This is a genomic window from Hymenobacter daeguensis, assembly GCF_054780555.1.
This window is the reverse complement of record NZ_BAAGWC010000012.1, coordinates 137,116-157,290: the sequence shown is the minus strand read 5'-3', so window position 1 is coordinate 157,290 and position 20,175 is coordinate 137,116. Positions and strand designations below refer to the sequence as shown.

Annotated in this window: 14 protein-coding genes; 5 read left to right on the top strand and 9 right to left on the bottom strand. The window is 64.6% G+C overall.

Annotated elements, in window-relative coordinates; all coding sequences use genetic code 11:
• The first annotated feature begins 103 nt into the window (after positions 1-103).
• Positions 104-595, top strand: coding sequence for a gliding motility lipoprotein GldH (locus ACYVHT_RS14580; RefSeq protein WP_460553126.1), 492 nt, complete (start codon positions 104-106; stop codon positions 593-595).
• Between the two features lie 96 nt (positions 596-691).
• On the opposite strand, the gene ACYVHT_RS14575 is transcribed toward ACYVHT_RS14580, so the two are convergent.
• Positions 692-886: a cold-shock protein gene (locus ACYVHT_RS14575; RefSeq protein ID WP_460553123.1), complete on the bottom strand. Its 195-nt coding sequence runs from the start codon at positions 884-886 to the stop codon at positions 692-694.
• Positions 887-1,132: 246 nt separating this feature from the next.
• Here ACYVHT_RS14575 and ACYVHT_RS14570 point away from each other — a divergent pair, with 246 nt between their 5' ends.
• A complete protein-coding gene (locus ACYVHT_RS14570) occupies positions 1,133-2,311 on the top strand; it encodes a hypothetical protein (protein WP_460553120.1) in 1,179 nt (392 codons plus the stop codon).
• Positions 2,312-2,469: 158 nt separating this feature from the next.
• On the opposite strand, the gene ACYVHT_RS14565 is transcribed toward ACYVHT_RS14570, so the two are convergent.
• Positions 2,470-3,447, bottom strand: a complete 978-nt coding sequence (locus ACYVHT_RS14565; protein ID WP_460553117.1) for a hypothetical protein — start codon at positions 3,445-3,447, stop codon at positions 2,470-2,472.
• A 126-nt stretch (positions 3,448-3,573) separates the two neighbouring features.
• Between ACYVHT_RS14565 and ACYVHT_RS14560 the strand changes: the two genes are divergently transcribed.
• The gene (locus ACYVHT_RS14560; protein ID WP_460553114.1) at positions 3,574-4,170 is read left to right on the top strand and encodes a DinB family protein; all 597 of its coding nucleotides are present in this window, start codon (positions 3,574-3,576) and stop codon (positions 4,168-4,170) included.
• 206 nt (positions 4,171-4,376) lie between these two features.
• On the opposite strand, the gene ACYVHT_RS14555 is transcribed toward ACYVHT_RS14560, so the two are convergent.
• The gene (locus ACYVHT_RS14555; RefSeq protein WP_460553111.1) at positions 4,377-5,150 is read right to left on the bottom strand and encodes a porin family protein; all 774 of its coding nucleotides are present in this window, start codon (positions 5,148-5,150) and stop codon (positions 4,377-4,379) included.
• Between the two features lie 187 nt (positions 5,151-5,337).
• Here ACYVHT_RS14555 and ACYVHT_RS14550 point away from each other — a divergent pair, with 187 nt between their 5' ends.
• Positions 5,338-11,565 (top strand): alpha-2-macroglobulin family protein, encoded by a 6,228-nt coding sequence (locus ACYVHT_RS14550; RefSeq protein ID WP_460553108.1) that lies wholly within the window; start codon positions 5,338-5,340, stop codon positions 11,563-11,565.
• 129 nt (positions 11,566-11,694) lie between these two features.
• A complete protein-coding gene (locus ACYVHT_RS14545; protein ID WP_460553105.1) occupies positions 11,695-12,366 on the top strand; it encodes a hypothetical protein in 672 nt (223 codons plus the stop codon).
• 86 nt (positions 12,367-12,452) lie between these two features.
• Here ACYVHT_RS14545 and ACYVHT_RS14540 read toward each other — a convergent pair whose 3' ends face one another.
• The 6 genes from ACYVHT_RS14540 to ACYVHT_RS14515 form a co-directional block, all read right to left on the bottom strand.
• Positions 12,453-14,000, bottom strand: a complete 1,548-nt coding sequence (locus ACYVHT_RS14540) for a family 43 glycosylhydrolase (RefSeq protein WP_460553102.1) — start codon at positions 13,998-14,000, stop codon at positions 12,453-12,455.
• A 527-nt stretch (positions 14,001-14,527) separates the two neighbouring features.
• On the bottom strand, positions 14,528-16,468 hold the full coding sequence (locus tag ACYVHT_RS14535) for a choice-of-anchor J domain-containing protein (RefSeq protein WP_460553099.1): 1,941 nt from the start codon (positions 16,466-16,468) through the stop codon (positions 14,528-14,530).
• 418 nt (positions 16,469-16,886) lie between these two features.
• Entirely contained in the window at positions 16,887-17,306 is a 420-nt protein-coding gene (locus ACYVHT_RS14530) for an ester cyclase (protein ID WP_460553096.1), read from the bottom strand.
• 151 nt (positions 17,307-17,457) lie between these two features.
• Positions 17,458-18,333, bottom strand: coding sequence for a helix-turn-helix transcriptional regulator (locus tag ACYVHT_RS14525; protein ID WP_460553094.1), 876 nt, complete (start codon positions 18,331-18,333; stop codon positions 17,458-17,460).
• Between the two features lie 50 nt (positions 18,334-18,383).
• Positions 18,384-19,445: an NAD(P)H-dependent flavin oxidoreductase gene (locus tag ACYVHT_RS14520; RefSeq protein WP_460553091.1), complete on the bottom strand. Its 1,062-nt coding sequence runs from the start codon at positions 19,443-19,445 to the stop codon at positions 18,384-18,386.
• A gap of 126 nt (positions 19,446-19,571) precedes the next feature.
• On the bottom strand, positions 19,572-20,018 hold the full coding sequence (locus ACYVHT_RS14515; protein WP_460553088.1) for a DinB family protein: 447 nt from the start codon (positions 20,016-20,018) through the stop codon (positions 19,572-19,574).
• Between the last annotated feature and the right edge of the window lie 157 nt (positions 20,019-20,175).

Sequence of the window (20,175 nt, the reverse complement as noted above, 5' to 3'; positions counted from 1 at the left end):
TGGCCGGGGCCCGGCCGGCGAGGGCGGCGCGGCGCCTGGTGCGGCCCCGGCGCCCGCCGGCGCTTAATTTGTGCCGTTTCGTTTTCGAATGCTACCTATCCGCATGAACCACCGCTTTGCCTTCCGCTGGGCCCTTTTTTTGGGAATGTTCAGCCTGCTCACCGCCTGCGACCCCAACCAGGTGTTTGAGCAGAACACGGACTTCCCCAACTACTCCTGGGACGTGCAGCAGAAACCCGCTTTCACCTTCACCATTCAGGACACGACGGCCAGCTACGACGTGTTTTTCAACGTGCGCTACGCTTCGGCTTACGGGTTCTACAACCTGTATATGAAGCACACCCTGACCGGTCCCGGTGGCCCGGTGGGCAAGCCGCTGCTGCACCAGGTGCTGCTGATGGACCCCAAAACCGGCGAGCCCAAAGGCAGCGGCACCGGCGACATCTACGACCTGCAGGTATCGGCGCTGCGCAACCAGCACTTCGCCAAAGCCGGCAGCTACACGCTGACGCTGGAGCAGTACATGCGCCAGGACCAGCTGCCCGGCCTCATGGCCGTGGGCGTGCGCGTGGCAAAGCATGAAGTGAAAAAGTAGCCGGGGATGAACCGGGCAGAAGCCTGCATAAAAAAGACCGTCATGCTGAGCGCAGTCGAAGCATGACGGTCTTTGGGTTGGGCTTGAGCTGAATGGCTATTGAATGCGGGTCACCTCCACGGCGTTGGGGCCTTTTTTGCCGGCTTTGATGTTGAACTGAACCCGGTCGCCCTCCTGGATTTCGTGGACGAGGCCGGTTTGGTGAACGAAGATTTCTTCCTGGGTATCGTCGGCGATGATGAAGCCGAAGCCTTTGGAGTCGTTGAAGAATTTAACGGTGCCGGTAAGCATGTGCGGGAGGGTATTAAAAGAATTGAATCGGGCCTCGGACTAACGTAGCGCGTCGGAAAGATGTTGGCTGCCGCGAAAGCACAGGGTGCGGCAAAGGTAAAATTGCGCCGCCGAAATCGGCCGGCGGGCCACGGCCTCCGCGCCGTGCGGCCCCCCGCAAAACAACGGCCTGAGGTGCGCGTATGTAGAGGCACAACCGGCCCGGGAAACTCCCTGGTGCCGCTCCTTATCCCGCTCGCATCCGCCATGGAAAACGCCGAAGAAAACCTCAACACCGAATCCAACGACATCGCCGGCAACCGCATCGACGGGCCGGCCGGCAACACTGCTGCCCAGCACAACGGCGGGCCCGGCGCAGGGCAGCCGCGCACGGCCGCGCCGGTTTCGGCCGGCCCGCATGATACCGAAAACCCCGCCTCCCCGGCTTCGAGCGAGTCGCTGGCGGCCTCCGAAACCAGCGTGGGCAAGGGCGCGGTGGAAGGCGGGGCCCAGCCCCAGGAAAACAAGGAAGCCGACCCCGCCGACCTGCAGCCTGCCGACACCTACGGCGGCAATTTCGGCAACAGCACCCAGGGCAGCTACCGCGACGAAGACCGCCGCGAAAACCAGGACAGCGACCCCAACCGCGGCGAGTTTGGCACCCAGGGCAGCATTGGCACCACGCACGGCGGCTTCGGCAACCAGAACCGCCTGGCCGACTACGAGCCGAACAACACTGCCGAGGACAGCTACTACGGCGGCCCCGGTGCCCCCGGCGAGCAAACCAACTCCTACCGCAGCTACGATGGCCGCGACGAGCGCCCCGGCCCCGGCACCCGGTATGGCTTCGAAGCGGGTGCTGCGGCTGCCCCCAGCGGGAAAACGGCCGATACCAACGACAACGGCTCGCCGAAGGGCACCGACAGCGGCTACGCCACCGACTACGGCCACACCTCGCGCCCGGCCGCGCCAAGCCCCGCTCCGCACGGCGATGCCACCGGCCTCGACCGCCGCAACCAGACCGAAGACTACATGCCCGCGCCGGCCAGCCCCGCCAACGCCACCGCCGGCACCGCCAACCCCGAAGCCGGCAGCCAGCAGCCCGTCGGCGGCTCGGGCTACGGCGACCGGGGCCGCAACCAGCCCAACGAAGCCCCGGACGCCAGCACCGGCGATGCCCGCAACGGCTACAACAGCGCCGAGGCGAACAAGGGCGATGAAAACAAAGGCATCGGCTCGAAAGGCGGTTCGTACAACGACCAGTACGACGATAGCCAGCCTAACAGCCGCGCCGGCTCGCCCGCCAAAGGCGAGGAGCGCGCCGAAGACCGCAGCCAGAACTACGGCCCCGGTGCCCGCGCCGAAAACCGCACTTCCGAAGAAAACGCCGCCGACCATGGCGCCCCCCAGCGCAACGCCGGCCGCGCCGGCGATGCCGACGAGTAGGGGCAGTAAAAAACGCCTGTCATCCGGAGCGCAGCGAAGGACCTTATCAGGATTGAACCGCTTGCAGCGTTATTATTTCTGCTGGCCGTTCAACCCTGATAAGGTCCTTCGCTGCGCTCCGGGTGACAGGCAATTTCTGTGGTAGCGGCCCATTCGTCCTACCGGTGCACCTTCACCTTGATGTCGTATTGGTAGCGCGGTGGGCCGCCCAGCGGAATGGCGAAGAAAGGCATGGCCGTATCGTACTGGTCGGTCACGTAAAACACCAGGTCGTTGGGGGCGGGCTTGGTGGAGGTGAGGCGGAAATCGAGGCTGAGGCCGTGCTCTTTGGGCGAAACCGTGAACACGCTGCTGGTCCATTCGCCGTCGCCGCTCATGGTGCCGGGCTGGCCATTCTTGGCAATGCTGAACACGTTGAGCGTGGCCGCGTTGTCCGCGTCGAAGTTGCTTTGCTTGATGCTCACCACCTTGTCATTCACGAAAGGGTAGAGGTGCACCGTGGTTTTGCTGGCCGTGGCCGGCAGCCGGAAGCAGTACTCGTAGGTGAAGGCGTTGCCGCCCTCTACCGACACGTTTTCCGTCGGGCTGGTGCTGAAGAAGTAGCGGTACAGGTTGCCGTCGTTGCCGGTCAGGCCCCGGGCCACCAGCTTGAAAACGCGGCCTTTGAACTCGTCCACCATCTCGCCTTCCAGCGGATTGAGCGGGCCGAACGTGTACCATTTGCCGTCGTACCTGGGGTCGGCGCCGAAGGTCACGCTCTTGAGCAGGCGGCCGGGCGGCGTGGGGTTGGTGGGGCGCGGGTCGCGGGCCTGCGGGCCGCTGAAGGTGCCCGCGCCGCCGTACAGGCTGAACGATGTAGTGGTGTTGGCGGCGCCCTTCAGGTCGTCGTTCTTGCCGCCGCAGTCGGGGTCCCACACACGGATGTAAACGGGGGTGCGCTGCTTTTCGGGAATGAGGAAGAAAAACGTCTGCGTATAGTCGTCGTCGCCCCACATCTTATCCGACTGCGCCCCGAACGTCACCAAACTCTCCACCCGCTCGCCGGCGTTGGGCACGGCCTGGGCCTGTGCATTGTTTGCGAGGCCGGCGCACCACAACACCAGCGCACTACTATACCGAAATCCGTGTTTTACCATGCGGCCAAGTTACCCACGCAAAAACAAATGCTGAGCTTGCGTGGCGCGGGTGCCAGGGCAGGTTTACCGAAAACTATTCGGAATCCGCTGCTAAATTGTATGTTTACGACTTGTTAGCCCTGCACTATGCCCGCTGCCGCCCGCGCCACTTCTGATTTTTTCGACCAGTTGACCAACGACCTGCTGGTGCTGCGGGTAACGGCGCAGCAGCGTTTCCGCCCCCTGAGCGCGGAGGCGCTGAACCGCCGCCCCAGCCCCAGCCGCTGGAGTGCCGGGCAGTGCCTGGAGCATCTCAACATTGTGGGCGGGTACTACCTGCCCAGCATCGCGGCCCGCATCAAGAAAGCACAGGAACGGGGCTCCAAACCTGCGCCGGTGGCCAAAAGCGGCTACTTTGGCCGCAAGATGATTGAGGCCATGCGCACGCCGGCCAGCGTGAAGTCGTCGGTGTCGCCCCAGCGCTATGCGCCCACCGGCACCCGGCTGCCGCGCACGGTCACGGAGGTGTTCAGCCGGCAGATTGACGAATTGCTGCGCCTCGTGCTGCTGGCCCGGCAGGTGAATGCCAACGCCGTGCGCATTCCCAACGCTATTTTTCCGCTGCTCCTGCTGCGCCTCACCGACCAGCTCGAATTCCTGGTGGTACACATTCAGCGCCACGTAGCCCAGGCCGAAGCCGTGCTGGTGGGCAATGGCGTGATGGCGAAGGCTTCGGCGGGTTAAGTTATCCGAGGGCCACGCGGCAGAAGTCCGAACGACCGAAGTGTTAAATAGAAAAGACCGCACCGGAAGCTCCGGTGCGGTCTTTTTATGCCAGGAAGCTGTTTAGAAAGGCTGGTTTTCCAACACGTCTGTCATCCTGAGCGCAGCGAAGGATGACAACGATTTTGACTTTCCAAACAGCTTCTAAGGCAGTTGCGTCGGGCTGCTTATTTGCCGCCAAAGAAATAGTTGGCCGACAGCTGGAAGCCCCGGTGGTAGCTTTTGCTGCCCGTGTCGGTGCCGTCCGAGTCGTTGGGTACGAAGTTGACCAGGCCCAGGCCGTAGCCCAGTTGCGCCTGAAACGGACCCACGCGGTAGCCCACCCCGCCGTTCAGACCGGCATCGAAACGGCGGGCCGTCACGACGATGGTGGGACTGGTCGAGTTGCCGTTGTTGAGCGCCGAGTTATCGTTCTGCTTATCCCCATACTCAATGGTGAGCGAACCAGGGTAGTCGCCGTTGAAAAACGAGAGGTTGGGGTCGGTGCTGTTGAGGCTGCCTTTGTAGGAGCCGTTGCCGCCCACCCCCATTGCCACGTAGGGCCCGGCAAACACCTGGAAGCCATCAGTACCGCCCGTGGTGTACACAAAATTCAGGGGCAGTTCCAGGTAGTTGAAATGCGTGGTGGCCGAGATGGTGATGGTCGTCTTATAAGGCGGGTTGGTTAAATCGGTTTCGGAACCGGTCGATTCCATGCCCTTCTGCGTGAACAGCAGCGAGGGCTGGAAGGCCAGGTGCTCGCCCAGGCCGATGTTGAGCGTGCCGCCCAACTGCAATCCCACCACGGATTTGGTGCCTTGGTTGAAGCCCGACGGCGTGCCGCTATTGGCCGAGGTGGTGACGTTCAGGCCCAGGCGCGGGCCAAAGGTGACAGCGGTTTGCGCCTGCACGGTGGTAGCCGTGGCAGCCGTGAGCAACAGCGCGGTAAACAGGTTTTTCATGGAAAGGACAATGGGGAAAAGAAGTGAAAAAAATGGTTGGCCGGGTTTTCCGGATTAATGAATAGGGACAAAGATAAAGGCGGGCCGCAGCTCTGGCCGCGCACCGCCAAAACCTGGCCCGCCGTGTGCAATAAAACGGCAGCGGGCATCTTTACTTAGCCAACCCGGTCTTTTGCCCGTCCTGCCTATGCGTTTATTCCTGCTTTCCTGCCTGCTCCTGACCATGATTTTTACCTCCGACTCGGCCGCGCCCGCCCCGCCGCCCGGCCCCTACGCCGCCCAATGGAAGAAAATCGACGCGCTGCTGGCCAAAAGCCAGACCGCCACGGCGGCGCCGTTGGTGGAAGCCATTTACCAGCAGGCCAAAAAGGGGAATAACAGCCCCGCCTACGTGCGGGCGCTGCTCTACAAAATCCGGCTGCTGGAGGCAAAGGAGGAAGATGCCGAGGAAAAAAGCATTGCCCTGCTGGAGCAGGATGTGAAAACGGCGCAGTTCCCGGCCCGGCCCATCCTGCACTCGCTGCTGGCCGAGCTCTACACGCAGTACCTCAACCAGAACCGCTACCGCCTGTACCAGCGCACGGCCGGCGCCAAGCCGACCATGGACGACGAGAAAACGGCCGACGGCGGCACCGGCCTCGCCACCTGGGACATGGGCCGGCTGGGTGCGGCCATCGTGCGCCACTACTACCAGTCGGTGGAAGACGAGCCCCAGCGCCAGCTGAAAACCACCCTGGCCGACCTCGGCGACCTGGCCGTGGGCGGCGACGCCGAAGGCCGCGCCCTGCGCCCCACGCTCTACGACCTGCTGGCCCAGCGCGCCATTGAGGGCCTGAAAAACCAGGAGCTGTACGTGACGCGCCCCGAGCAGCAGTTCCAGCTGACGGAGCCCAAGCTGTTCGGACCCGCCGCCGAGTTTGCTGCCCTGCGCCTGCTGGCCCCCGAGGCCGACTCGCTGAACGGCCAGCTGCACGCGCTGCACCTGCTGCAGCGCCTCACCGCCTCGCGCCAGCAGCTGGCCCCGCAGAACGTGGCCGCGCTGGCCGACGTGGACTTACAGCGGCTGGATTACCTGCACAGCCTCACGCAGGGCACGGATTTAGCCGCGCAGTATGAGCCCGCGCTGGAGCGAATGGCCGAAACCTACAAGGCCCTGCCCATCAGCACGGAGTTTATGGCCCGGCGGGCCGAAGCCGTGCGCGAAGCCGGCGACAACGTGGCCGCCGTGCGCCTGGCGCGGGAGGCCGAAGCGCGGTTCCCGAAGTCGCGCGGGGCGGCGCGGGCCCGGCAGCTGCGCGAGCAGCTGGAGCAGTCGGAGCTGGCGTTTACGGCGGCCGACATCGTGATTCCCAACCAGCCCTGGCGGTTGGATGTGACAGCCCGCAACGTGACCAGCTTGCACGCCTGGGCCTACCGCATTTCGCTGAAGGAGTGGGAAAATTCGGGCCAGTACGACGAGAAAAACCGCACTGTGGCCCAGCGCTACGCCCGCGCCCTGCGGGCCGCGCCGGCCGCCAGCTGGGCGGTGCCGGTGCCCACGCATCCGCAGGATTACCAGGAGCAGAAGCTGACGGCGGCGGGCGAGGCGCTGCCCGTGGGGTATTACCTGGTGGTCATCAGCAACCAGGCGGCGAAGGCTACGGAGCAACGGCCGGGCGTGTTGACGAGCTACGGGTTTGTGGGGGCGAGTGAGCTGAGTGCAGTATGGCGACACGCACCTGATGAGTTTGAAACTAATCTATTGGTACTGCATCGTCAGAGTGGTATGCAGTTAGCGCAGGTAAAAGGGCAGGCATTCTATAGCCGTTACGACCCAAAAACCCGGAAGCAGCAAACTCGCTCAAGTGCAGTACTACTGACGAATACATCAGGCGAGATAAAGTTGCCGGCACCTAATAACGAAGAGTGGAGCAATGAAAGGCTAGCGGGCGTCCAACTCTGGCGGGGCAACGACACGTTGAAAATCAACAACGTCAACAGTTATTATCAACCTGGCCGGGCAGTACACGATGAAGCCCAGCGCCGCGCCTTCCTCTTCACCGACCGCGCCATTTACCGGCCGGGCCAGACGCTGTATTTCAAAGGCATTCTGACCGAAACGCTGCGGGCCAAAAGCAGCCTCGTCACCGGCCAGTCAATGAGCGTGCGGCTGGTGGACGTGAACGGCCAGACCGTGCAGACCCTACCCTTCACCACCTCGGAGTTCGGGAGTTTCAACGGCTCCATCGTGCTGCCCACGGGCCTGCTCAATGGCGAAATGAGCCTGCAAACCGACCATGGCAGCCTCAGCTTCGCGGTGGAGGACTACAAGCGGCCCACCTTCCTCGTCAGCCTCGACTCGGTGCCCGGCCGGCCGGAGCTGGGCCAGCCGCTCACCATCAGCGGCCGGGCCCGCGCCTACGCCGGGCAGGCCACCGACGGCGCTACCGTGAGCTACCGCGTCACGCGCCGCGAGATGTGGCCGCTGTTTGACTACGGCTACGGCGGGCGCGCTGGGCGCTTCGTGCCCGGCGGCAACCGGGGCACCCAGGAAATTGCCCACGGCACCACCACCACCGATGCCGAAGGCCGCTTCACGCTCACCTTCACGCCGCCGCTGCTGCCCAAAGCGCCGGGCGGTCGGCGCGGCTGGGAGCCGGGCTACCTGTTCGAAATCACTGCCGACGTGACCGACGCGGCCGGCGAAACCCGCACCGGCACCTGCGCGGTGCCCATCGGCCGCAACCCACTCAGCCTGCGCCTCACCGGCCCCGATGCGGCCGACAAAGCCCACCTGCCCACCTTCACGCTGCTGAGCACCAACGCCACCGGCGAGCCGCTGCCCGCCGCCGGCACCCTGCGCCTGCTGGCCCGCCGCTACCGCCCCAACCCGCCCGGCGTGCCCGGCCCCGCCCCCGAAACGCCCGAGAACGAGGCCCGGCCGGAGCTGGTGAAAACGCTGGCCTTCGACACCAACGCCAGCCCGGTGCTCGACCTGCGCGCCACGCTGGCCGCCCTGCCCACCGGCCGCTACCGCCTCGAAGCCTTCACCGCCGAAACCGACACGGCCCGCCTCGATTTCACGCTCTACGACGCGCAGGCCGCCACCGTGCCCTATGCCACGCCCGACTGGTTTGTGGCGCTGGCCGATACCGTGGCCCCCGGCCAGGCCACGGAAATCCTGCTGGGCAGCAGCGAAGCCGGCGCCCGCATCCTGCTGGAAGTGGAGCGCGCAGGCCAGCTGCTGCGCCAGGAGTGGCTGACGCTGCGTGCCAACGAGCAGCGCCGCCTGCGCATCGAAAGCGGCCCGGCCACGGCCCTCGGCCCGCTCTACATCCACACCACGCAGGTGCGCGACAACCGCCTCTACCGCCACGACGCCACCGTGCAGGTGGCCGAGCAGCCCCAGCCGCTCCAGCTGTCCATCGCCACCTTCCGCGACAAGCTCCAGCCCGGCCAGCGCGAAACCTGGCGCGTCACCATCCGCCAGGCCAACGGCCAAGCTGCCAATGCCGAGCTGCTGGCCACCCTCTACGACCAGAGCCTGGATATTTTCCGCCCGCACCGCTTCATGGGGCTGGAATTGGGCGCGGGGTATTACCCGGCGCGGTTTGGATGGCAGGGGGAGTTTGGGGAGGTGAATTCGACCTCTTTTGCTATTACAGATAATGGACCCGGGCCGCTGGCTTTAGATTATCCAGAGTTAAATACCTGGAATATGGGAGAAGGCGCTGTAATGGTTGGCTATGGTGGCGGAGGCATCAGTCGAGCCTTGAGCGGCCGTGCTGCTGGAATTAATATCAGGGTTAGGGGTACTGCTTCACCAGAAGCTATGGCAGCTCCTGCTCCAATGGCTTCGGCCGCAATGGCTGATTCCAAGCAGCTCAACGAAGTGGTAGTGGCTGCTAGTGGCCCCAGCTCTGGTGCGCCCAAACCTCAAGCCGCCGCGCCCGACCTCTCCACCGTGCCCACCCGCACCGATTTCCGCGAAACGGCCTTCTGGCAGCCGGCCCTGCGCACCGACAAAAACGGCGACATCGTGCTCGAATTCCAGATGCCCGAGGCCGTGACGCGCTGGCAGCTGCTGGCCCTGGCCCACGACCGCACTCTGCACAGCGGCCAGCTCGCCCGGCAGCTCGTCACCCAAAAGGAAATACAGGTTACGCCCAACGCGCCGCGCTTTTTCCGGCAGGGCGACACGTTCACCTTCCCCGCCAAGTTCTCGAACCTGACCGACCACGCCACCAGCGGCACCGCCCAGCTCTTCCTGCTCGACGCCGCCACCGGCCAGGACCTCACCGCCCAACTCCTGAAGGGTCCGGCGCAGCAGCCGGTAGCCGCCGCCGCGCACCAAAGCGCCGCCCTGGGCTGGGAAATCGCGCTGCCGAGTGATTTCGCGCCGGCCGCCGTGACGTACCGGGTGGTGGTGCAGGCAGAGAGCCAAGAGCTAGGAAACAAGAGCCAAGACAAGGGTAAAAAGAAAAAAGGTCGTCAGGCTCCCCTCTCCGTAGGGAATGCGTCAAAGCATTCTTCGGGGCCGGGGGTGAGGTTCTCCGACGGCGAGGAAAACACCCTGCCCGTGCTCCCCAACCGCCTCCTCCTCACCGAGAGCCTGCCGCTGCCCATCGTCGGCCCCGGCACGCGGGAGTTCGAGCTGAAGAAGCTCACCAGCACCAGCAGCCCCACACGGCGCAACTACGGCCTCACGCTGGAAATGACCGCCAATCCCGCCTGGTACGCCGTGCAGAGCCTGCCCTACCTGATGGAGTACCCCTACGAGTGCTCCGAGCAGGTATTCAGCCGCCTCTACGCCAACCTCCTCGCCGCCCAGATTCTCAAGGCCAACCCCCGCTTCAAAACCATCCTGGCCGAATGGACGCGCCAAGCCCAAAGCGGCCCCGCCGCGCAGAAAAATGCCCTTGAAAGCAAGCTGGCCCAGAACCAGGAGCTGAAAAACCTGCTGCTCCAGGAAACGCCCTGGGTGCGCGATGCCCAGAGCGAAACCGCCCGCCTCGCCCGCCTCACCGAGCTGTTTGACGAAACCCGCCTCAAAGCCGAAACCAGCCACGCCCTGCTCAAGCTCCAGAAAATGCAGCTCAATAACGGCGCCTTCCCCTGGTTTGAGAAGATGCCGGAAGACCGTTACATCACCCAGCTCATTGTGGCCGGTTTCGGCAAGCTCAAAAAGCTAGGCGCTTTCGATGCTTATGAGGACGATACAGCTCGCCAGATAATGCTCAACTGCCTGCGCTACCTCGACGCCGCCACGGCCCGCGACTATGCCGAGCTGCGCAAAGCCAAAGGCGTGAAGCTGGCCGACAACCACCTCGGCGACCAGCAGATTCAGGCCCTCTACGCCCGCAGCTTCTGGCCCAATCCTCACCCAGACGATAAGGAGCAGGCAGCCTACGCCTACTACCGTGAGCAGGCCGCCACCTACTGGCCCGCCCAAACGCGCTACCTGCAAGCGCAAATTGCGCTGAGCTTGTTCCGCGAAAAGAAAGCCGCGCCCGCCGCCGCCGAAATCCTCCGCGCCCTCGCGGAAAACGCCCTGCACTCGCCCGAACTGGGCATGTACTGGAAGGAAGTGCGCGGCGGCTACTACTGGCGCGAAGCCCCAACCGAAACCCAGGCCACCCTCATCGAAGCCTTCGATGAAGTGAAAAACGACCAGAAATCCGTCGATGAGCTGAAGCTCTGGCTGCTCAAGCAGAAGCAGACCCACAGCTGGGAAAGCACCCGCGCCACTGCCGATGCCTGCTACGCCCTGCTGCTGCGCGGCTCCGACTGGCTCGCCTCCACCCAACCCCTGCAGGTCACCGTCGGTGGCCAGGCCGTGCAGCCCGCCGCCGCACAGGCCGGCACCGGCTACTTCAAAACCAGCTGGCCAGCCACCGAAATTCAGCCCGCCCAAGGCAAAGTCACCCTCACCAAGCCCGACGCGGGCGTGGCCTGGGGCGCGCTCTACTGGCAGTATTTCGAAGACATTGATAAGGTGACGGCCGCCGCCACGCCGCTCAGCCTGGAGCGCGAGCTGTACCGCGAAACCCGCACCGCCGCCGGCCTGGTCCTGGAAAAGCTGACGCCTACCGCACCCCTCAAAATCGGCGATGCGCTGGTGGTGCGCCTCGTGCTGCGCACCGACCGCGCCCTCGAATACGTGCACCTCAAGGACCAGCGCGCCGCCGGTCTCGAGCCCATCGGCCAGACCAGCGGCTACCGCTACCAGAACGGCCTGGGCTACTATGAGTCGCCCCGCGACGCGGCCACCAACTTCTTTTTGGGCGAAGTGCCGCGCGGCACCCACGTCTTCGAATACCGCCTGCGGGCCAGCCAGGCCGGCGACTTTTCGGGCGGGCTCAGCCAGATGCAGTGCCTATATGCACCCGAGTTTGGGGCGCACTCAGCCGGGGTGCGGCTGCGGGTAGCGCCGTAGCCGCTCAGGGGGCGAAATGTCGCCCTGAGCCTCAGAAATGGCCCCTATAGTGTTTAAAACCGGTTTCGGCTTGCATGCCAGCGGGGTAGGGTGTAGATTTGTCTTCTGTTGATTTTATATTATTCCTCTATGAAGCATCTGTTAGTTGTTCTGTCGCTGCTCCTGTCGTGGGGTGGTGCGCAAGCCCAAAATGCCACGCAGACACCTGTTACCAAGCTTCCCGGCGAAGAAAACCTGAGCCTCCGCGAGCGCGCCGAGCGTGATTTTCTGATGCCGGTGCGCCGTAAGAAAATCGTGACGGAAGCCCCTAAAACGGCCGACGACAACAACACGGCCGCCCCGGAAACCGACGCCACTGCCCACTACTCCGAGGCCACCGACGAATCGGCCGCCCTCACGGCCCGCACCGCCCGCAGCTACGAAGCCAGCCACGCCGAAGCCCGCGCCGCCGCCCGCCGGGCCGCCGCCCGCCGCGAAGAGGCCCGGGCCGAAGCCCGCGCCGAGGCAAGAGCCGAAGCCCGCCGCGCCGCCCGCCACCACTCGGCCCGCAGCCACAGCAGCAAGTCGAAGTCGAGCAAGTCGAAAGCCCACAAATCCACTTCGCACAGCAGCAAATCGAAGTCGAGCAAGTCGAAGGCAAAATCCAAATCCGCCTCGCACACCAGCAAAAGCAAGTCGAAGAGCAGCCACAGCAGCGCCAAGAAAAGCAGCAGCAAAAAGAGCAGCTCTTCGCACAAGTCCTCGAAGAAGAAAAGCACGCCTTCGAAATCGAAGAGCACAAGCAAGAAGCACCGCCGCTAAGCCGGTAGCATCTCTACAAAGCAACAACGCCCGATACAGATGTATCGGGCGTTTTTTTGTAGCGCAAACCACAGCGTCCGCGCTGCTTACCGCTTATTGCGCACAATGAAATTGTTGAACGTGGCCGCCGTGCCGTCTGCGCCCTGGGCAATGAGGGCCACGCGCACGCCCCGGTCCCAGGGCGGCAGGTAGGTGCCATTGAGCGAGAAGCTCTCGGTGGGCAGCGGCTGCCAGGTGGCCCCGTCGGTGCTGAAAGCGAAGCGGTAGCGCTGGCCGCCCCATACTTCAAGGCGCAGCGTGAGCGTATCGCAGGGCTCGATGAACACCTGCGCGAGCGTTTGCTGCTTGCCGCTGCGTACGTGCCAGATTTGCACCTGGCCGTTGCCGGCCATCAGGGCCAGCGCGTTGTAGGGGTCGCCCACCGCCGCCAGGCCGGCGAAGGTATCGACGGGCAGGCGGGCAAAGTCAAGCGTAGTGGCAGCCTTGTAAGTAGCGGCATGGGTGCGGCGGGCCACAATGGAGCCCAGGCGCGAGTCGCTGGCCGGCAGGTGCAGCTGGCCCTGGCGCACAGTGGCCGCCGGCCTGGTCGCGGTGATGGGCCACTGCCATTCCAGGCCCAAGGCATCGCCCTCAAACTCTTCCGCAATGTTGAACTGCGCCATGTCGGTGAGGGCGGGGGCCTGGGGGCTGCGGTTCACAAATTCCGGCCATTCCTGCGCGTTCCAGGTGAACTCGCTGAGGAGGCCCTGGCGGCCCACAAACTCGTGGCTTTCGGCCGCATAAGCGTGGTGCAGCAGAAACCAGCGGCCGCCCATTTCGGTCACGGTGCCGTGGCCGGGGCACTTCCACACGTTGTTGCGGTCCAGAATGGGGTTTTGCTGGTGCTTCTCCCAGGGACCGAGCAGGGAGCGCGAGCGGGCCACGCCGGTGGCGTAGCTGCAGCCCTTGCCGCAGCAGCTGTTGCCGGCGAAGAAATGGTAGAACCAGCCATTGTGCCGCACCAGCGCCGAGCCTTCGACCAGCGGCCCTTCCCAGCGTGCGTCGTTGGTGAACAGCTCCGTAGCTTCGCCGATGAGGGCGGTGCGCTCGGCGTTCAGGCGCTGGGCCCAGATGGGGGTTTCCTGCTGGCAGGAGTTGCCGTCTTCCTTCCAGACGAGGTAGAGGTCGCCGTGCTCATCGGGCATGGCAAAGCCGTCGATGGAGCCGGCCGCCTGGCCCACGAGGGGGCCGTGGTCGGTATAAGGTCCGGCCGGGTGGTCGGCACTGGCCACGGCCACGCACAGCATGCCGCCCTGCTTGCTGCGGGCGGTGTAGTACATGTAGGTACGGCCGTTTTCGTGGTAAATCTCGGGGGCCCAGAAGTTGGAGCTGGCCCAGTCGGGCAGCTTTTCGGGGAAAACGTGGCCAACCAGCTCCCAGTCGAGCAGGTTTTTGGAGCTGAAAATGGGGAAGATAGCGCCCCACTCGGCGGAGGTGGCGCTGGCCCAGTACGTATCGCCGATTTTAGTGATGGTGGGGTCGGGGAAGTCGCCGGGCAGTACCACGTGGTCGTAGGATATGCGGGCGGGGGCGGTTTCGGCAGGCGAAACGCGGGGGACGGCCAGATGGGCCGATTGTTCTAGTTCGATGGACACGGTGGGTGGGTACAAGGAGGATAGAAAAAGAACGCCGGCTAACAAGGGCAACGGCTTTCTGGGTTAAAGGTAGGAATTTGAAATAAGGAACAAGGGTCAAATATGATTTTTTCAGCTAAAGGCGTTGAAAAAAACGATGAATAAGTAATTGCGCCGGCCCAAATAGTTCAGGCAGCTGCCGGCCCGGTTACTCGAAAATAGCTATCCAGAATCGAGCAGGGGCCTTGTCGGCAGGTGGAGTAGCCCGTGTATGGCAATGCAGAATTCGGGCCAGGCTACTTGCAGAAAGCCCTCTCCGGAATATTAAAATTTAATTATGCCGGGAAAATGTTCGTCTGCGCGAGGCGAATTGGTCACGGCCTGGGCCTATGGCTGAGCAGGCCCGGTGCTCACAGGCGCAGGCTATTCGGGCGGCCGAGCCTTCGCACAACACCGGCTTTCTGTTCAGCGAAGGGCTGAAAAGCAAAAAGAGCCTCCCGGGGGGAGGCTCTTTTCTTAAAAACCCGATTAGGGCAGGCCGAAACCGATTAGTGCACTACGGAGAGGTGCTTGGTAACGCTGCCTTCAGCAGTGCGGATGGTGACGCTGTAAACGCCGCCGGCGAGGTCGGCGGTGTTGATGGCAACGTGCTGCACACCAGCGGCGAGGTTGCCGTTGGCGGGCGTGGCCACGATGCGGCCGAGGGCATCGGCAACGTCAATGCGCACCGCAGCAGCCTTGAGCAGCTCGAACGTGAGCTCGGCGCGGCTGGTGGCGGGGTTGGGGGCCAGGGTGGTGCCGGTAGCCGCTACCACGTTGGTCACGGCCGTGGCGTTGGAAGCGCGGAGCGTCACGTCATCCACGAAAAGGCTGTTGCCATAGTTGCTGGTGGCGCGGAGGGCAATCATGGCCCCGGCGGGCACGGCCGTTACGTCGACAGTACGCATAACCCACTGCGATTGCGTGGGCACGAAGCGGGTGGTCGTGGCCGGCGCGGTGGCCAGGTTGGCCCCAACTAGGTTCCACATCGAGGTCCAAGTGGTGCCGCAGTCGGTGGAGTACACCACTTCGAGGCGGTCCTGCTCGTTGGAATACTGGGCATAAGCCTGCCAGAACTCCAGCGTTTTGGTGCCGGTGGTGGGCAGAATGCCGGCGGGCAGAATGGCGTAGTTGGCTTCGCCCGAAGGGTAGTCGAAGTTGTTGTGGTAGAGCAGGTAAGTGCTAGCGTTGTGGCCGATGTTGGAAGTAGTGCTGCGCGTCAGGAGCCAGTTGCGGCCGTTGGCGTTAGCATCGAAAAGCACCCAGTTGGCGGGGAGGGTGCCGCTGGTTTCGAAGTCGGTGGAGATGGGCAATACCACGCCGGCATTGTTATACACCACAATGCTGGCCGTGGCTTTGTTGTTGCCGCCGTTCACGTCCACGGTGCCGTTGGGCAGGGCCACGGAGTCGGCCAGAATGTGCGAGCCGGGGGCTACGTTGAGGTTGGGCATGGTTACGGCAGCGGTGGCGTTGGCGGCCAGCGAGCCGGTCCAGTTGTAGAGGCGCCAGGCGTTGGCATCAACCTTATAGTAAATGCGGGCCGAGGTAACGGTGGTAGTACCCGTGTTTTTCAGCGTTACCGAAGGGGCAACGGAGGCCGAGCCGGAGGCGCAGGTAAGCGCCGAAGGCAGGCCCACCTGGCTGATGCCCATGTCGAGGGGCACGGCTACGTAGGTGGTGGGGATGGCGAAGGAAATCGACTTGTCGGTGTCGTTCTGCACCCAAACCACGAGGCGGGATTCGTTGGCAGCGGCCTTGTCTACGTAAGACGGCACACGGCCCTTGAGGGTGATGGTCTGGGTCTGACCGGCCGTCCAGGCGTTGGGCAGCTGGGTGCCGGCGGCGTTGGGGTACATCTCGCGCACCACGTTGTGGAATTCGGTTTCGCCGTTGGTGCCGGGAGCGGTGGCGTAGCGCAGGTGCTCGATGAGGGCCACGCGCAGCTTGAGGTTGGCGCCGGCCGGAGCGTAGGCCGTGAGGGCCGAGAGGTTGATGGTGGCCCGCACGGAGTCGCCGTTGGCAATCCACTGGTGCGCTACGGTAGCGCTGAACGGAGCCGTGAGGCTGGAGGCGTTGTTGATGTCGGCCTGGAGCAGGTTGGCAATGTGGCCGGGGCTGCTCGAAGCGGCGGTGCCGCTGCCCAGGCCGGTGCCGTCGAGGCGACCGTAGGGGGCGAAGGGCACGCTGTAGTACGACAGGCGGGCGTTGGTGACGGTGGTGTAGGCGTTGTAGATGGGGCCCGCCGACGGGATGGGGCTCTGGTACTTAATCAGCAGCACCTTGGATGGGTTGGTGCCGGCTGCAAGCAGGGCGTTGAGGCCGGGGTTGGAGGCGGCGCAGGGCGCGCAGTTTTCGCCGGAAAACTCCTCGTACAGCGCGAGGCGGTTCTGGGCGTGGAGCGACATACTGCTGAGGGCGGCCAGGGCAGTGGTAAGTACGAGTTTTCTCATAAGGGTGGTGGTAAGGGAAATTGGTTTCGGAGCCTAAGTTAAGTGCGAATCAATTAAGGTTCAATGAAACATGACTTTTCTTTTATGCGACTCAACGAACGCAGGACGCGCGGCACCGCTGGCGGGCCGGGTGAGGCAAGCCGGAAAGAGGAGTATCTCGCTGCTGGCCAGCAGTGCCAGCGGCCAGCCCCGCCCGGCGGCGGTAGTTGAGTTGGCCGAGGTGGCAGGCCAGGTGAGTGGCCAGGTGCACCAGAAAACGCCCCGATGCAGGTGATGAAGTTGCCCCTTCGGGATGGAGCGGGTGTATGAAGCGACCATCGAAACCGATGGCAGGCCCCCCGCTACGCCGCGGCCGGACTGAAAAAAAACCGCCCGCTTCCGGGCAGGAAGCGGGCGGGTTTGGGCGTGAATGGGCCGGTTAGTTGGCGGCCAGCTGAGCCATGACGTCGGCCAGGGTGGTGAGACCCCAGTGCTCTGTCAGCTGGCCTTCGCGCAGGCGGAAGATGTCAATGACGTCGATAACAACCGGCTTTTGGGTGGGGGCGAGGCCGAACAGCTCGCCGCTGTGGGTGCCTTTGATGGCTTTGCGGGTGGTCACCTTGTCGCCCTCGGCCACCTGGTCGTAGATTTCAACGTGCAGGCCGGAGAAAGCGGGCTGGAGAATTTGGAGGAAGAAGTAGTGCATGCCGCCGGGGCCGGCGTCCATGCCGGCGGGGGCGGTGCGGTTGATGAAGTCGGGCGCCAGCAGTTCCTTCAGGGTGTCGGCGTTGCCCTGGGCGATGCCCTCGTGGTTGTAGCGGCGGATAATGGCCTTGTTTTCTTCGGTTTGGGTGCTCATACCAGCAGGTTTTTTGGGGGTGAATAGTATGAGGCAAAATTGGGCGGCGGCGCGGGGCGCGGGTTAGGGCGTTTCGGTCAGAAAGTGTGGCGGGGCGGTCAGGTTTGGACGGGAGGTGAGGCAATGGAGTGTCTGTTATCCTTCGCTGCGCTCAGGATGACAACAGACCTGCGTGCTGCCTGAAGGCCCGGGGCGACACGCCGAAGGTTTTCTTAAACGCTTCGGAGAAGCTGGAATGGCTTTCGTAGCCCACCTGCTGGTACACGTCGCTGGGGTGCTGGTGCTGGTGCTGCAGCAGGGTGGCGGCGCGCTGCATGCGCTGGTGGAGCAGCCATTTCTGGGGCGACTGGCCGTAGATGCCGGCGAACCTGCGCTGGAACGTGGACACGCTCATGTGGCAGAGAAAGGCCAGCTCCTCCACCGTGATGGGCTGGTTGAGGTGCGATTCCACCACCTGGCGCAGCGTCAGGGCGGGCCCGGTGGTGCGCGGGTGGCGCAGGAAGGTGCGCAGGCCGGCGGGGTTGGTGTGCAGCAGGTAAAGCAACAGCTCTTCGAGCTTCAGCAGGCGAATTTCGGGGCCGGGGGGCGTGGGGGCGAGCAGCAGCAGGCGCAACGACTCGATGTAGTTGCGAATAAAATCGTCCTTGGCAAAGGTGACCAGCGCCGCGCCGGGGCCCGCCGCGCCGGGCTGGTGCAGCAGGGCCGCGTGCCGGACGTGAAAATCTTCCAGCACCTGGTTGCTGAAGTAGATAAGAATGCTGCGAAACTGGCCGTGGTCGGAGAGCAGCTCGCTGGTGAGCATGTTGCCGGCGGCCATGAGCAGAATCTCGTCCTGATAAACGGTAACGGTATCGGCGGCCTGCATGATGGTTTTGCGGCCGTCGATGAGCAGGTTGAGCATGTGCCACTTCAGCACAATCTTGTTCTTGACGGTGGGCTGCCGCGACACGTAGCTGCTGAAGTGGGTGCCGGTGGGCGCGGGGCTGCCCGCCGGCAGCAGGTCGTGGGGAATGGTGTAGGTAGTCATGCGCTGTCGAATATACCGGAGTAGCACGCGTGTCGCTACCCGCCTCGAAATCAGCCGAGAGCTGCTTCAAGCTCAGCGGCCAGAATGCGCACCAATTCGGCGGCCGGAAGGGGCCGCGCCCGGCCGGCGCCGGTGCCGGCCCATTGCACGGCAAAGCCGGGGGCGTGGGCCTGCTGGGCGGCGGCTACCAGCGCCTTGCCAGCGGCGTAGGCCCGCGAGTAGGCGGCCACGGGCGGCCGGCCGGGCTGGTCCACGTCCAGCACGAAACGGTTGACGAGGCCCCGCGCGGGGCGGCCCGAAATGACGGCGGTGAGGGCCGTGGGCAGGGGCGGCTGGTGCAGCAGCGCCGCCCGGTACGCGGCCGAAGCCGACGACTCGGGGCAGGCCACGAAGGCGGTGCCGAGCTGGGCAGCCACGGCGCCGGCGTGCAGGGCCGCCGCGATGTCGGCCCCGTCCATGAGGCCGCCGGCGGCCACGATGGGCAGCGTGGAGGTGCGCGCCAGGTAGCGGGTAAGGTCGAGGGTGGAGATACCGGGCTCAACATCCTGGTTGAAAGTGCCCCGGTGGCCGCCGGCTTCCACGCCCTGGGCCAGCAGCATATCGACGCCGGCGGTTTCGGCGGCGCGGGCTTCGGCGGGGGAGGTGACGCAGGCCAGCAGCAGGCTGCCGGCCTGGCGCAGGGCGGCCAGCTGCGCGGCGGTGGGCAGGCCAAAATGGAAGCTGACCACGCGGGGCCGCGCCTGCACCAGCACGGCCAGCAGGGCATCATTCACCAGAAAGCTGGGGTATAACTCTGCGAGGCTGGCCGGCGGGGTGCTGTGCAGCTCAGCAAAAAACGGCTGCAGGTAGGCCAGCCAGCGGGCATCGTGCGCGGGGTTGGGCGGGGCCGGCTGGTGGCAAAACACGTTCACGTTGAACGGCCGGGCGGTGGCCGCCTGCAGCTCGGCCAGCTGCCGGGCCACCGTTTCGGCATCGGGAATGGCGCCGGTGGCAAAGGAGCCCAGCGCCCCGGCCTCCGACACGGCCGCGGCCAGCGCCACCGTCGAGACGCCGGCCATCGGGGCCTGAACGATGGGGTGGGCGAGGCCGAGCTGCTGGCAGAAGGTATTCATGGCGGGGATGGAATGAAGGCGTAGAGGCGGGGCTGGCCCCCGCCCGCCGTTTGACGAAATCGGTGGACTGGTGCGAACACGTGGGCGGGGGCCAGCCCCGCCCCTACATCGTCCTGAGCAGCTGCGCTAGTTGTCCAGCAGCCGGCGGTGGTAGTTGACCTGGCCCAGATGGTACGCCAGATGCGTGGCCAGGTGGGTCAGGAAATGCCCGGTGGACAGCGGGGTTTCCAACACCAGCACCGGGTATTCCTGGCCCAGCTGCTCGTCGGGCAGCCGGGCCAGGGTGGCCGCCACCACCTGGCGGGTGGCTTCGATACTCGCCAGCAGCTCGGCGCGGGGCACGTCGCGCTGCGAAAACTCCAGCTCCCGGTGCCGCACGTAGCCGCTGTGGCCCAGCACGGCCCCGATGTAGGTGTTGAGGTTGCCCACCAGGTGCAGGCAGAGGTTGCCGGCCGGGTTGGGGATGCTTTTTTCGACCCGCCAGATAGCGGCTTCGTTCTGGTAGGCTTCGATTTCCTGGTGCAGCTTGCGCAAGTCGCGGTCGAAGAGGGAGCGGAGGACGGCTAGGAGCATGGCGGGGGGGCGCGGGGGCTGCTTTTCTGTGCAACCAGCATCGCGCTGATGCGGTTTGCGGCGGGCGGAAAACCGGCGAGCGTGTGGTGACTCAGAGGGGGCGGGTTTGGGGAATGGCGGCAGGTGTTGGGCCGGTGGTCGCGGGTGTTGGGGCGAC

Excerpts from the sequence above, each read along its gene's own strand:
- ACYVHT_RS14580 (WP_460553126.1), top strand. The coding sequence starts at position 104 with ATGAACCACCGCTTTGCCTTCCGCTGGGCCCTTTTTTTGGGAATGTTC.
- ACYVHT_RS14575 (WP_460553123.1), bottom strand. The coding sequence starts at position 886 with ATGCTTACCGGCACCGTTAAATTCTTCAACGACTCCAAAGGCTTCGGC.
- ACYVHT_RS14570 (WP_460553120.1), top strand. The coding sequence starts at position 1,133 with ATGGAAAACGCCGAAGAAAACCTCAACACCGAATCCAACGACATCGCC.
- ACYVHT_RS14565 (WP_460553117.1), bottom strand. The coding sequence starts at position 3,447 with ATGGTAAAACACGGATTTCGGTATAGTAGTGCGCTGGTGTTGTGGTGC.
- ACYVHT_RS14560 (WP_460553114.1), top strand. The coding sequence starts at position 3,574 with ATGCCCGCTGCCGCCCGCGCCACTTCTGATTTTTTCGACCAGTTGACC.
- ACYVHT_RS14555 (WP_460553111.1), bottom strand. The coding sequence starts at position 5,150 with ATGAAAAACCTGTTTACCGCGCTGTTGCTCACGGCTGCCACGGCTACC.
- ACYVHT_RS14550 (WP_460553108.1), top strand. The coding sequence starts at position 5,338 with ATGCGTTTATTCCTGCTTTCCTGCCTGCTCCTGACCATGATTTTTACC.
- ACYVHT_RS14545 (WP_460553105.1), top strand. The coding sequence starts at position 11,695 with ATGAAGCATCTGTTAGTTGTTCTGTCGCTGCTCCTGTCGTGGGGTGGT.
- ACYVHT_RS14535 (WP_460553099.1), bottom strand. The coding sequence starts at position 16,468 with ATGAGAAAACTCGTACTTACCACTGCCCTGGCCGCCCTCAGCAGTATG.
- ACYVHT_RS14530 (WP_460553096.1), bottom strand. The coding sequence starts at position 17,306 with ATGAGCACCCAAACCGAAGAAAACAAGGCCATTATCCGCCGCTACAAC.
- ACYVHT_RS14525 (WP_460553094.1), bottom strand. The coding sequence starts at position 18,333 with ATGACTACCTACACCATTCCCCACGACCTGCTGCCGGCGGGCAGCCCC.
- ACYVHT_RS14520 (WP_460553091.1), bottom strand. The coding sequence starts at position 19,445 with ATGAATACCTTCTGCCAGCAGCTCGGCCTCGCCCACCCCATCGTTCAG.
- ACYVHT_RS14515 (WP_460553088.1), bottom strand. The coding sequence starts at position 20,018 with ATGCTCCTAGCCGTCCTCCGCTCCCTCTTCGACCGCGACTTGCGCAAG.